We start from the raw sequence: 13,204 nt of genomic DNA, 5'->3' as shown, positions 1-13,204 counted from the left end.
TCGCCATGTTCTGCTTGCACGCCCCCGAAGTCGTTGACCTTCAGGTCTGGTCGGCCATGCCCGATCACTTGCGCCGCCCCCGCCGCAGCGCCTGGGCAGACGCCAATCGCGGCGGCATGCCGGTCGACTCCTTTCTTGAAGGGCCGGTCTTTGACGAGTCCGGCAACCTGTACGTCACGGACATCCCCTGGGGCCGCGTGTTCCGGATCACGCCAGACCGTGAATGGTCGTTGGTGGCCGAGTACGACGGCGAACCCAACGGCATGAAGTTTCTTGACGCTGGCCGCCTGCTCATCACCGACTACAAGAACGGGCTGATGGCGCTGGACATCGCGACCGGCGCCGTCACGCCCTATCTGGAACGCCGCAACAGCGAACGCTTCAAGGGCGTCAATGACCTGATCTTCGACACACAGGGCAACCTGTACTTCACCGACCAGGGCCAAAGCGGGCTGCATGATCCCGGCGGCCGGCTGTACCGACTGCGGCCCAACGGCCAGCTAGACCAATTGTTGGATAACGTACCCAGCCCGAATGGCGTGGCGTTGTCCCCTGACGAGCGCGTGCTGTACCTGGCGGTCACGCGTGGCAATTGCGTATGGCGCGTGCCCTTGCTGCCCGATGGCAGCGTCAGCAAGGTCAGCCAGTTCTTTACGTCTTACGGCCCCAGCGGCCCCGATGGCCTGGCCGTCGACACCGAAGGCAACCTGCTAGTCTGCAACCCCGGGCTGGGCTACGTCTGGCTGTTGAATCATCGCGCCGAACCCAGCATCGTCTGGCGCAGCGTCACGGGCGCGTCCACCACCAATCTTGCCTTTGGCGGCGAAGACAGACGCACGCTGTTCTGCACGGAATCGACCAGCGGCTCAATCCTGTTCGCGTCCGCGCCGCACGCGGGCCTGGCTCTGGCGCGCAAGGCCTGACAGCGCCAAGCAAAAAAAGCGCGGCCGCCGCGTGAATTGACAGTGTAAAACGACCGTTTTACATTGGACGCATGGATACCAAGACACAACTGATCTCCACGGCGGAGCAGCTTTTCAACCGACACGGCTTCACGGCCACCGGCATGGACCAATTGACCCAGGGTGCCGGCATGTCAAGCCGAACGCTCTACAAGCATGTCGGCAGCAAAACGGCGCTGATCGCCGCCGTGCTCACCGAGCGCGACAAACGGTTCTTTGCGCAGATCCAAGCGGCAAGCAGCGTCGACGCGATCTTCAAGGCGCTGGAAAACTGGATGAAAACCGAGGACAACCTGGGTTGTCTGTTCTTGCGTGCCTACGCGGAAACCGGTGGCGACACGCCGGAAATTGCCGATGCGGTGTCCGCGCACAAGGCCGCGTTCTGGCGAAAAATTCGGGAAGTCGTCTCGGCGGAAATCGGGGGCCGCAGCGACCCGGTGCTGGCCGAACAGATCCTGGTGTTGTTCGAGGGCGCGACAGCCGCCGCCATCTATCGCGGCGCAAAATCCGTGAAGGCCGCACGTTTGGCCGCCATCGCCCTGGTTGAACGGGCACGGCAATGAGTCTTGCGCTGAGTCCCGCCGCTACCCTGGGCGCAACGGGCTTTGCGCTGATCGCCGTCTGCTACGGCTTTGCCCGTTTCGCCTTCGGCTTGTTCCTGCCGCAGGTCGACGCTGAACTGTCTTTGTCGTCAACGTTAAGCGGCTTGATCTCGGGCGGGGCTTTTCTGGGCTATTGCATCGCTATCGCGCTGTCGGCCTATCTGACCGAGCGCGTCGGCCCCCGCGCTGTCGCCATCGTCGCGGCCCTGATCGCGGCGGCGGGCATGGCCGGCATCGCCGCCGCGCCCTCGGCACCCTGGCTGGCGGGCGCGGTGATGCTGGCTGGGTCCAGCACGGGACTGGCCTCGCCCCCCTTGGCCGCGGCCGTGACGGCAGCGGTCAAGCCGGACCGGCAGAACGCCACCAACACCGTCATCAACGCCGGGACAGGCGCGGGCGTGGTGCTGTCCGGCCCCGTGGCGCTGATGATGGGAGATCAATGGCGCCTGGCTTACTCGGGCTTTGCGGTCGCGGCGGTCGGCCTGGCGTTCGCGGCGGCGCTTACCCTGCCGCGAGGTTCCCAGACAGTCACGAACAATACCCATGGCTTACCGTCCCTTAACGGCGAGCTGCGGCGTTTGATCGCCGCCGCCTTCCTGACCGGCGCGGCCAGCACCGCGATCTGGTCCTTCGGGGCACAGCTTGTCGCGCTACGGCTCGACTGGAACAGCGCGGGCGCGGGCCTGCTGTGGATCGCCATTGGAGCAGCCGGTATCGCGGGCGCGAGCGCAGGGCATCTGATTGCGCGCTTCGGCATGGACCGCGTCCACCACGTATTCCTGGCGGCCATGGCAGCAGGCATTCTCATGATCGGCATCGCAGACACCTCGGCGGCCCTGACCCTTGGCGGCGGCCTTCTGTTTGGCGCGGCCTACATCATGCTTACCGGCGTCTATCTGCTATGGGGCGTCCAGGCGCTGCCCGACCGGCCCGCCACGGGCGTGACGATCGCCTTCCTGGCGCTTGCGATCGGTCAGACCGCCGGGGCCGCCGTCTTCGGACTGTTGATGGAGCATCTGACCGCCAATTACGCGGTGGCTATTTTTGCCTGCCTTGCCCTGACGGCGGGGATCGCGCGGGCTGAAGCGGCAAATCCACGACCGTGTGTGGCGGGGCGATAGCGGGCAGCGCGGGTTGATTGCGTGCTGCTGTTTCAGGTTGCCAGCCCCACAGGGCAGCCTCGCGCTCAGCGCTTTCAAGACGAAAGAATCTACAACATGACTTGCATGAGCCGCTGCTTTTTTCACTGAATCCACGCCTTTCAACATTTGTTGAAAGGCGCACTTTCACTGAAACTAATGTGCAGCATCCAATCAGCTCTTCACCTCGCAGCCCGCGTGTTAACGTAGCCGCCACCCCACAGCCCCACCCTACTCATGCAAAGCCGCTCCCTGCGCGCTTTCCTGGCGCTACACCAATTCGGCACCGTGACCGCCGCCGCGCAGGCCGTGCATTTGTCGCCCGCGGCCGTCAGCGTTCAGCTTCGGAACCTGGAAGAAGAACTGGGTGTCGAGCTATTCGTACGCACCGGCCGCTCCATCCTGTTGAACGATCGCGCGCATCAGCTCCTGCCGCTTGCCCGACGGGTCCTGGACCTGGAAAGCGAGATGGCGTCGCTGGGCAATTCCAGCCGTCTCAAGGGCAGGCTGGCGCTGGGCATCATCACCAGCACATTGAGTGGGGGCTTGCCGGATGTGCTCAAGCGGCTGGGGGCCGAACATCCCTCCCTGGAATTGCGCATTACCGCGAAACGGTCGCCGGATCTTGCGTTGCAGGTGGAAGCGGGCTTGCTGGATGCGGCGGTGATTTCGATGCCGCCACCGCATTTCTCCACGACGCTGTGCTTTCACGAGCTGTATACCGAACCCTTGGCGCTGGTCATGAGCGCCAAGCGCAATTTCACCAACGTCAAAGCCGCGTTGGAGGAATATCCCTATATCGCGTTCGACAAAACCACCTGGATTGGCAAGCAGATCGATTCGTTCATCCAGGACAGCGGCGTCTCGGTCCGGCCCGCGATGGAGCTGGACTCGCATGACGCTGTGTTGTCCATCGTGCGCCATGACATCGGCGTCACCGTCCTGCCCGTGCTGAAAGGCCCCGCGCGCAGCGACGGCGCGTTGAAGTTCATTGACCTGCCGGGCTTGTACCGCACCGTGTGCCTGGCCGTGCGCCACGCCAACAACGACAGCCGGACCACGCAGGTGCTGGTGAACTGCTTCCGGGAATTCGGGGAATCTTCTCCGCTGGCGAAATAGCCGTCGTGTTTGTCATCCCACGAGCATCGCATTTACCGATGCTCAGATGTAAAAAAATTAGCTTTTGATAAATCTCTCGCCTTCTTAGTATGGATCTTGGCATCGTGCATGGGCCGGATCACAGCAAGCGGCCAGTGCCGTCGGAAGGAGGAGTTTTTGAACATCGTCGTGACTGAATTCATGGACGCACCCGCGGTCGACCGGCTACGGGAAAAAGCAGACGTCACCTACAACCCGAAGCTGGTCGACGACCTGCCGCGCCTGTGTGAACTGGCGACCACTTGCGACGCACTGATTGTGCGCAACCGCACGCAGGTGCGCGGCGAACTGCTGGCGTCGCTCAAGCGGTGCAAGGTGGTGGGACGGCTGGGTGTCGGCCTGGACAACATCGACCTGGCGGGCTGCGAACAACAAGGCATACAGGTGTTTCCCGCCACCGGCGCAAACGCCAACAGCGTTGCCGAATACGTGATCGCGACCGCGATGGTGCTGCTGCGCGGCTCTTATGCATCCTCGGCGGCGGTCGCGGCGGGCGAATGGCCGCGCGATGCGCTGTCCAAAGGCCGCGAGATCTCGGGCAAGACCCTGGGCTTGCTGGGCTTTGGATCGATCGGACAACTAACCGCGCGGCTGGCCAAGGCGCTCGGCATGTCGGTGGTCGCGTTTGACCCGGCACTGGCGCATGGCGACCCGCTGTTCGCGAAGCTGGGCGCAGCCCCCGCCAGCCTGGACAATGTGCTGGCGCAGGCGGACGTGCTCAGCTTGCACATGCCGCTATTGGAATCGACGCGCAATTTGCTCAATGCCACACGCATTCAAGCCATGCGGCCGGGCGCCATCCTCATCAACACCGCGCGTGGCGGCATTGTTGACGAGGCCGCCGTGGCCAGCGCCCTGCGCGGCGGACAGCTTGGCGGCGCCGCCCTGGACGTCTTCGACGTCGAGCCGCTTGCCCCGGCGCCGCATTTCCAGGGGTGCCCAAACCTGATCCTCACGCCCCACACAGCAGGCTTGACCACCGAATCCAACCAACGGGTAAGCAGCCTGGTTGCCGATAAGGTGCTGGCGGCGCTGGCCTGATTTCGCAACACCGCATTGGCAACACCGACCTTGCAACACCATAAAAAAATACACGGAGAGGAGACCACATGATTACCAGAAGAATGTTGCTGGCTTCGGCCTTAGCGCTTGCCGCCATCGCCCCCGCCGCCGGGGTACAAGCACAATCACAAGCACCCGCCGCCGACTACCCCGCCAAAGGCAGCGTGTTGAAATACGTCGTGCCCTTCCCGCCGGGCGGATTGACGGACGTCATGGCTCGCCTGGTGGGCCAACAACTCGGCGAGCGCCTGGGCGTGACCGTGGTGGTGGAAAACCGCCCGGGCGCGGGCGCGATGATCGGCGCCGAACAGGTGTCGCGCGCGGCGCCCGATGGCAATACGCTGCTGGCCATCACCATGACGCACTCGGTGAACGCCACCTTGCTGCGCGACCGAAGCCGCTTCGACATCACCAAAGACCTGAAGCCCGTCGCGCTATTGGCCTCGACACCGATCCTGGTCGTGGTGCCGGCCAACAGCACCATCCGCACGCTGGACGACCTGGCCAAGGCGGCGAAGGGCAAGGCATTGAATGCCGGGTCCAGCGGCGTGGGCACGCCATCGCATTTGTCCCTGGCCTTGTTCAACCAGATCAATGGCACCAACATCCTGCACATCCCCTATGCCGGCGGCGCGCCGTCATTGACGGACCTGATGGGCGGGCAGCTTGATGTGATCTTCAGCAACTACGCCGAGTCCCTGCCCTACGTCCAGTCGGGCAAGCTGCGCGCCATTGCCATTGCCAGCGCGGCGCGCAACCCGCAAGTGCCGAATGTGCCGACTTCCGCCGAGGCAGGCATGCCGAAGCTGAACGTCGAACAATGGACCGCCGTCATGCTGCCCGCTGCAACCCCGGACGCCATCGTCCAACGCCTGGGCAAAGAGCTCGTCAGCATCATGGCGCGGCCCGAGGTCGCGGAGAAAACGCGCTCGCTAGGCTTTAGCGTCGATGCGCGCGGGCCGGCGGAATTCGCGCCCTTCTGGAACAGCGAAGTGCAACGTTGGCGGGCGCTGATCGAGTCGGCAAAGATCACCGCGCAATAGCATCCCTACGCGCGGACGAACGGGTTTTTCGCGCAGACACGGGTCCAGGCCGCATACAGGCCAAGGCGTAAAGGACGGCCACAAAGGACGGCCACAAAGGACGGCCACAAGGACGACCACAAAGGACGGCGGCAAAGGCCCAGGCCGAAACAATGGCAACAATAAATTTCCAAACCCGCCATTCGGCTTGACCTGGGTCCAGCTGGCAATCCGAGCCCCCAACAGGGCCGCAACCCTCGCCATTTCAGGATTCCCGCCACGAACCGCCCGCGCAGGCAAGCACCGCCCGCCCGGGGGTTCGCGCCCACCCGGCCTGCGCCATGTTTCAGGCCACCATCCGGGTATTGCAGCGCCATCCCAATTCAGTAGCATGCGCGGTCACTCACCCGACTCAGCCCCTTCAAAGGACCGATCCCATGACGCTGCCGCGACCGCGCGTTGCCCTTTCCGCCCTGACGCTTGCCCTGGCCTTGTCGGGCTGCGTGCACGTGCCGGATTACAACGGCGAAGGCAGCATGGACGACCCGCGCTACGCGCAACTGCTGGACCTGATCGGCGAGGCCCTGAAGGCCGACATGGCCGTGGTGCTGGTGGCCGACGTGATGCCGCACGCCAGCTTGAACGACGCGGAGTCGATGACCAAGTGGACCGGCAACACAGTCTGGATGCACGAACAGCAGCCGAAGATCACCTTTGGCCGCAAGTTCCAGAACAATTCCCTGCAACGGGACAAGCAGGCCACCTACCTGTTCAAGGCCTTTGAAGTGCATATCCTGCCGCCCGGCAAATACCTGCTGACCGGTGGCGACGACTACAAGCTGAATGCCTTGCTGGACCAGGTGGGCGCGCGCCCCGGTCCGGTGGGCTCGGGCCGGGGCGCCAACGGCACCACCTATCTATCGCCGGAGCTTTATCGCGAGTTCTACAAGGAAACCAACTGGCACGAAGGCACCACCGGCACCCAGCTCAAGACGCGCACGGTGTGCACGGCCGTGCACCGGGCATCGGGCAACTGCGTCAGTTGGGGCGAAGAGCAATACACCGAAACCACGCAGGGATCCCGCGCCGGCTACTACGAGCAAACGGATTCGCGCGATATCCCCGCCATCAAAGTGCAGTCGCGCGTGCCGCCGAAGCTGGCCTTGGCCAGCTTTACCCTCAAGGGCGGCCAACTGGTGCTGAGCCAGCGCATGCACATGAAGACGCCCAGCTACAAGTACAAGCAATCGGGCTGCCGCGCGGTCGACCCCAAGATGATCGAATGCCCGCTAGAAGACTTCACGGTCTACACGCGCCCGGCACCAATGGATTTCACGCAGAAGCTCATCGCGCAGCGCCACAGCTTGAGCGACGCGCACCGGCAGTTGCTGTCCACGCTACAACCCATGCAGATCACGCCGCTGGGCAAGCAAGGCATGGAAGATCCGATCTGGGGGGTGCCGCTGTCGATGGGTAAGGCAAAATAGCGCATGACCCCACGCCAGCTCCGCTATTTTCTGGAAATCGCCCGCAGCGGCAGCTTGTCGCTGGCCTCGGCCGCGTTGCGCATCGCGCAGCCCGCGCTTAGCCAGCACGTGGCGGCGTTGGAAGCCGAGTTGGGCGTGGCCTTGTTTGAACGGCATGCCAAGGGCGTGACACTTACCGCCGAAGGCAAGCGCCTGCAGCAACGCGCCACGTCGATTCTGGAGCAATTGGAATCGCTGAAGACCGACGTGCTGGCCCCCACGGGCAAGCCACGCGGGCCGGTTCGGGTATGCCTGGCCCGGTCCTTGGCCCAGGTGCTTGCCGCGCCGCTCGTGCGGTACGTCGAACAGAACTACCCCGACGTCCGGCTGTTGTTGTCGTCGGCCTTGTCCAGCGAAGTGCGCGTGGCGCTGCAAACGCGGCAACTGGACGTGGCGCTCATGCCCAACGCCTTCGAATTGCCGGGGCTGTATTGCAAGCCGGTCTATGAAGAACAGTTTTCGTTGTTCGGACTGGAATCGCTATTCGATCGGCCGGGAAAGACGATGGCGTTTTCCGCGATCGGGTCGCGTCCGCTGGTGGCGCCTGACCGTGACCACGATTTGCGCCGCCTGATCGAACGCACGGCGCTGGATCTGGATTGCCCGCTGAACGTGAAGTACGAGATCAACGACCCCGAACTGAATTTTGCCTTGGTGCGCGACGGCGTGGCGTTTGCGATCCTGCCCGACAGCGCTGGCCTGGAACTGGCGCGTGGCAACAAGGCCATGGGGGAACGGCGCCTGGTCCGACCGCCCATTGCGCGTATGCAATCCATTGTGCGCGTGGCCGAAGGCGCGCCAGACAGCACGACGCTGGCCATGGAACACGCGCTGGAAACCGTCTTGCGCACGCTGGTCGCACGCAAGGTGCTGCGCGGAAAACTGGCATAAGAAAAAACTTATATAAAACACAGATAAATAATATTTGTCTTCAGGTCTGACGCAGCCGTACGCTACTCCAAAAATGGCGCATCAAAAGCGCCGATACGGAGACAAGCATGCACGTACGACGCAGACAGTTCCTGGGCGCCATGGGCGCCGCCGTGTGCTGTAGCGCGCTGCCGATCAGGCAGCTACAGGCCAGCCCCCCTTACGCATGCTGGTGGGTTTTGCCCCGGGCGGCGCGGCCGACCTGGTGGCCCGTGCGCTGGCCGAAGGCATGCGGGCATCGGGCTACACCCTCATCGTTGAAAACAAGGCCGGCGCGGGAGGCCGCATCGCGGTCGACTCGTTGCTGGCGGCGGGCGGCAATGGCAATGGCACGGGCAATGCCGTGCTGTTCACCCCCTCCACGAACCTGACGCTGTATCCGCATCTATACAAAGACCTGCGCTACACCCCCGCGGACTTTACGCCGCTGGGCACCGCCAGCCAGTTTGATTTTGGATTCGCGGTGGGCGCCGACAGCCCGGCGAAAACGTTGCAAGAGTTCCTGGCGCTGGCGCAAAAGGACCCGCGCATGGCGGTCTACGGCACGCCCGGCGCGGGCACCGTCATGCACTTCCTGGGCGTCATGCTGGCGAACGCCAGCAAGGTTCCCTTGACGCCGATTCCATACAAGGGCGGTTCACTGGCGCTGACGGACACCGTGGGCGGCGTCCTGCCCGCGCTGATCACCACGCTGCCCAACCTGATTCCCATGCACAAGGCCGGCAAGATCCGCATCCTGGCCATGACCGGTTCGGCGCCGTCGTCCGCGCTGCCCGACGTGCCCACGTTCGCCACAGCGGGCTATCCGTCGCTGACGGTGGCCGAGTACTTCACGCTGATCGGCAACAAGAGCTTGCCCGCCGACCAGGCACAGGCATTGGCGGGGGCCGTGGCCGATGCCGTGCGTTCGCCTGCGTTTGCAAAAGTCATGCAGCAGCAATTCTTCGACCCCAAAGTCACCGCGCCCGCCGCCTTGAAACGACAGATGGAACGCGAAGATGCGTTCTGGGCCCGGGTCGTCAAGGACAGCGGCTACACCCCCGAGGCCTGACGCGCCGCGCGCGTGGCCTGGCTATATCCAGGAAGCACTATGAAAGGCAAAAACATCGTCGTCATCATGTCCGATGAACACAATCCCGCGTTCATGGGTTGTTCCGGACATCCGTTCATCAAGACGCCAAACCTGGACGCGCTTGCCGCGCGTGGCGCACGCTTTCCGAACGCCTACACGCCCAGCCCGATCTGCGTGCCGGCGCGCGCGGCGTTCGCCACCGGCTATCGCGTGCACCAGACCCGGCATTGGGATAACGCCATGCCGTACGTGGGTGATCCGCAAGGCTGGGGCCATGTGTTGCAGCAGCAGGGCATCAACGTTGAAAGCATCGGCAAGCTGCACTATCGCAATGAAGAAGACCCGGTCGGCTTCGATGCGGAACATATCCCCATGCACGTGGTGGGCGGGCACGGCATGGTGTGGGCATCCATCCGGGACCCTTACTTGCCGGTGGCAGGACGCAAGCGCATGTTGGGCGATCGCATCGGCATGGGCGAATCGCCTTATACGTCCTATGACAGGTCCGTTACCGACCGCACCCTGGAGTGGCTGCGCGCGGCGGCCGATCGCGGTGAACCATTCGTGTTGTACGTGGGCCTGGTGGCGCCGCACTTCCCGCTGATCGCGCCTCGGGAGTTCTTTGACCTGTACGACGCCCGGCAGATCCCCGACGCCAAGCTGCATCCCAAAGACGGCTACGAACGCCATCCCTGGGTGCAGGCCTACGCGGAATTCGAGCGCAGCGAAGACACCTTCGAAAGCGAAGACGAGCGCGTCAATGCGTTCCTGGCGTACTACGGGCTATGCAGCTTTCTGGACAGCAACGTGGGCCGCATCGTGGACGCACTGGGCGCGCTCGGCCTGGCTGATTCCACGCACGTGGTCTATACGTCGGACCACGGCGACAACGTGGGCGCCCGTGGGCTATGGGGAAAATCCACGCTCTACCAGGAAAGCGTCGGCATCCCGATGATCCTGGCCGGCCCCGACGTCTCGCCTTCCGTCTGCGATACCGCGGTGGACCTGCTGGACCTGTATCCGACGATCTTGCAGGCAGTAGGTGTGGACCCGACGCCGCACATGGGCACGCGGGCGGGGCAATCGCTATTCGATATTGCGCGGCAACCCGTCGACGACGACCGCGCCATCCTCAGCGAATATCATGCGGCCGGCAGCAACACCGCGGGTTTCATGCTGCGCAAGGGGCCTTGGAAGTATCACCACTACGTGCGCTGTCAGCCGGAACTGTTCAACCTGGAGTCGGACCCCGGCGAACTGCACGACCTGGCAGGCGAACCCGCTTATGCCGCCGTGCTGGCGGGAATGAAGGCCGCGCTGTACGCGATCTGCAATCCGGAAGAGGTGGACCGGCAGGCCAAGGCCGACCAGGCCGCGTTGATTGAACGCATGGGTGGACCGGAAGCCGCCTCGACGATGGGCTCAAGCGGCGCAACGCCCGCCCCCAAGGTGGAGCAAGCGGCATGAATGGAGATGAACGGCCTGTGGATGAGCGATACCTGCACGACTGGAGCGGCCTGACGCGGGGCGTGCCCAGCGTCGTGCACCGGCCTACTACCACCGACGAGGTGGCGGCCCTGGTACGCGATGCGGATCGGCATGGCCGCAAGATCACCATCCAGGGCGGCTTGACCGGGCTGGCGGGTGGCGCGGTGCCCGCCGACGGCGATGTGGTCATCAATATGGAACGCATGAACCGCATCGAATCCATCGATGCGGTCGAAGGCGTCATGCAGGTGCAGGCGGGCGCAACCTTGCAACAGGTGCAGGAAGCCGCGCTTGAAGCCGGTTGGTTCTTCCCGGTGGACATGGGCGCGCGCGGCAGTTGCCAGGTTGGCGGCAATGCCGCCACGAATGCCGGCGGCACGCAGGTGGTGCGCTACGGCACCATGCGCGACTCGGTGCTGGGGCTGGAAGCGGTCATGCCCGATGGGTCTGTGGTGACATCGTTGACGCGCCTGGTCAAGAACAGCGCTGGCCTGGATTTGCGGTTTCTGTTCATCGGGTCCGAAGGCACGCTGGGCGTGATCACCCGCCTGACCTTGCGCTTGCAGCCCGATCCCGGCGCGCCCGCCACGGCGCTGGTGCAGGTGCCGGACACGCAATCCATGGCCTTGCTGCTGCGCCATCTTAAAAAAACCCTGGGCCCGCAACTGAGCGCTTATGAATTCATGTCGGCGCAGTTCCTGCAACGTGCCAGCGAGCTGGCGGGCGTGCCCTTGCCATTGCCGGGCAACGCGCCCTGGAGCGTACTGATCCAGGCCAGCGGCCTGGCTGGCATGGCCCCCCAGGCAGCCCTGGAGAACGCGCTGGAGGGCGCGCTGGAAGCGGAGTTGATCAGTGACTGCGCGGTGGCGTCCAGCCTGTCGGACGCCCAGAAGTTCTGGCGCTTGCGGGAGTGCATCCCTGAGTTGCTGACCGCGTTGAAACCCACGGTGAACTTCGACTGCGGCCTGCCTTGGGCTGAAATGCCGACGTATGTGGCCGAAGTCGAGGCCACGCTGAAACAGAAATACCCCGACGCGACGCATTTGTTCATGGGGCATCTGGGCGACAACAACATCCACATCCTGACCGGCCCCCACGCGCAAAGCGAATGGCTGGGCGTGGAAGAGATTGTGTACAGCGCATTGCGTGGCCGGCAAGGCACGATCAGCGCCGAACACGGCATCGGTTTCCTGAAGAAGCCATTCTTGGGCTACACGCGCAGCGACGGTGAAATCGCGCTGCTCAAGCGGTTGAAGCGCGCGCTGGATCCCAACGACACGTTGAACCCGGGCCGCATCGTCGATTGACGCTCACACGCCGCGACGTTATGTGGCGGCCTACCCTCTGTGAACGCGTGACGAGCGGTGCTCAAGTCCCCGCAATCTGCTTCAGCACCGCCGCCACAATCGCTTCGGGCCGATCTTCCTGAACAAGATGGCCGGCATGCGCAATCGGCATACACGGCGCGCCCGAAATCAGCGCCGCCAAGGCTTCGCCTTTCGCGTGCGGAATCCAGTTGTCGTTCTCGCCCCATAGCACCTGCACGGGGCAGTCCATCCGCCCATACATGCCCTGGACCTCGTCGGTGTACTTCTGATCCATCTGCGCAATTTGCCGGTAAAAGGCGGGTTGGCCGATCTCGCCCAGCCACGGCCGGCTATACACATCCAGCGCTTCATCCGAGAGCGGTTGGCTGGCCGCCGTCTGTAGATATGCGTGCAGCAGCGCGCGATGCATATAGTCGGGCATTCCCGCGAACGCGCCTTCGTGCTTGCGCACGTGCTGCACGAAAGGCGAGCCCCACGGGGCCAGCGCCACGGCGTCAAAGATCGTCAAGGAGCCGTAGCGCAAGCCGTCCAGATAGTAGGCACGCAACGCGGTGGCTCCGCCAAAGTCATGCGCCAGGACGTCCGGGCGATCAAGCTCCCATTCCTTGAACAAGGCCGCCAGCACCTTGTTCTGCACCGCCAGCGACACGTCTTGCCCATCGCGCATTTCAGACTGCCCGTAACCCACCAGGTCAAAGACATAAACCGTTCTGCGATCCGCGAACGCCGGCACGATCCTGCGCCATACCTGCGAGGAAAACGGCGTGCCATGGATAGCCACCAACGGCGGCCCTTCGCCGCACGTTCCCCACCTGACGGCGTTTCCTTCGATGATCGATGTGTTCGGCAAATGCAGCACAGTGATCTCCCTTTTCATATCGCCAATCAACGGCAGTTTACGGTGCCGGGATCGTT

12 protein-coding genes are annotated in these 13,204 nt (G+C 63.8%); 11 read left to right on the top strand and 1 reads right to left on the bottom strand.

Features of this window, described 5'->3' with window-relative positions; all coding sequences use genetic code 11:
• Positions 1-5: 5 nt before the first annotated feature.
• The 11 genes from CVS48_RS11565 to CVS48_RS11515 all read left to right on the top strand — a co-directional run bounded on the left by CVS48_RS11565 (position 6) and on the right by CVS48_RS11515 (position 12,268).
• Complete coding sequence (locus tag CVS48_RS11565) at positions 6-923, top strand: SMP-30/gluconolactonase/LRE family protein (RefSeq protein WP_100854579.1); 918 nt, start codon at positions 6-8, stop codon at positions 921-923.
• 71 nt (positions 924-994) lie between these two features.
• Positions 995-1,525, top strand: a complete 531-nt coding sequence (locus CVS48_RS11560) for a TetR/AcrR family transcriptional regulator (RefSeq protein ID WP_100854578.1) — start codon at positions 995-997, stop codon at positions 1,523-1,525.
• On the top strand, positions 1,522-2,685 hold the full coding sequence (locus CVS48_RS11555) for an MFS transporter (RefSeq protein ID WP_242001313.1): 1,164 nt from the start codon (positions 1,522-1,524) through the stop codon (positions 2,683-2,685). Before CVS48_RS11560 ends, CVS48_RS11555 begins: the two co-directional genes overlap by 4 nt.
• A gap of 255 nt (positions 2,686-2,940) precedes the next feature.
• Positions 2,941-3,822, top strand: coding sequence for a LysR family transcriptional regulator (locus tag CVS48_RS11550; RefSeq protein ID WP_100854577.1), 882 nt, complete (start codon positions 2,941-2,943; stop codon positions 3,820-3,822).
• 108 nt (positions 3,823-3,930) lie between these two features.
• Entirely contained in the window at positions 3,931-4,902 is a 972-nt protein-coding gene (locus tag CVS48_RS11545) for a hydroxyacid dehydrogenase (protein ID WP_100854576.1), read from the top strand.
• A 68-nt stretch (positions 4,903-4,970) separates the two neighbouring features.
• Positions 4,971-5,966 carry a Bug family tripartite tricarboxylate transporter substrate binding protein gene (locus CVS48_RS11540; RefSeq protein ID WP_100854575.1) on the top strand — a complete coding sequence of 332 codons (996 nt, stop codon included), beginning with the start codon at positions 4,971-4,973 and terminating at the stop codon, positions 5,964-5,966.
• 416 nt (positions 5,967-6,382) lie between these two features.
• Positions 6,383-7,432, top strand: a complete 1,050-nt coding sequence (locus CVS48_RS11535) for a hypothetical protein (protein WP_100854574.1) — start codon at positions 6,383-6,385, stop codon at positions 7,430-7,432.
• 3 nt (positions 7,433-7,435) lie between these two features.
• Entirely contained in the window at positions 7,436-8,362 is a 927-nt protein-coding gene (locus tag CVS48_RS11530; RefSeq protein WP_100854573.1) for a LysR family transcriptional regulator, read from the top strand.
• A 205-nt stretch (positions 8,363-8,567) separates the two neighbouring features.
• Positions 8,568-9,452: a tripartite tricarboxylate transporter substrate-binding protein gene (locus CVS48_RS11525; protein WP_242001314.1), complete on the top strand. Its 885-nt coding sequence runs from the start codon at positions 8,568-8,570 to the stop codon at positions 9,450-9,452.
• A gap of 39 nt (positions 9,453-9,491) precedes the next feature.
• Complete coding sequence (locus CVS48_RS11520; RefSeq protein WP_100854572.1) at positions 9,492-10,940, top strand: sulfatase-like hydrolase/transferase; 1,449 nt, start codon at positions 9,492-9,494, stop codon at positions 10,938-10,940.
• Positions 10,937-12,268: an FAD-binding oxidoreductase gene (locus CVS48_RS11515; protein WP_100854571.1), complete on the top strand. Its 1,332-nt coding sequence runs from the start codon at positions 10,937-10,939 to the stop codon at positions 12,266-12,268. Before CVS48_RS11520 ends, CVS48_RS11515 begins: the two co-directional genes overlap by 4 nt.
• Positions 12,269-12,329: 61 nt before the next feature.
• On the opposite strand, the gene CVS48_RS11510 is transcribed toward CVS48_RS11515, so the two are convergent.
• A complete protein-coding gene (locus tag CVS48_RS11510; RefSeq protein ID WP_167400976.1) occupies positions 12,330-13,166 on the bottom strand; it encodes an alpha/beta fold hydrolase in 837 nt (278 codons plus the stop codon).
• Positions 13,167-13,204 lie beyond the last annotated feature (38 nt).

The organism is Achromobacter spanius (assembly GCF_002812705.1).
Taxonomy (GTDB): domain Bacteria; phylum Pseudomonadota; class Gammaproteobacteria; order Burkholderiales; family Burkholderiaceae_B; genus Achromobacter; species Achromobacter spanius.
Note: the sequence above shows the minus strand (reverse complement) of the source record. Positions and strands in the feature narration are given on the sequence as shown.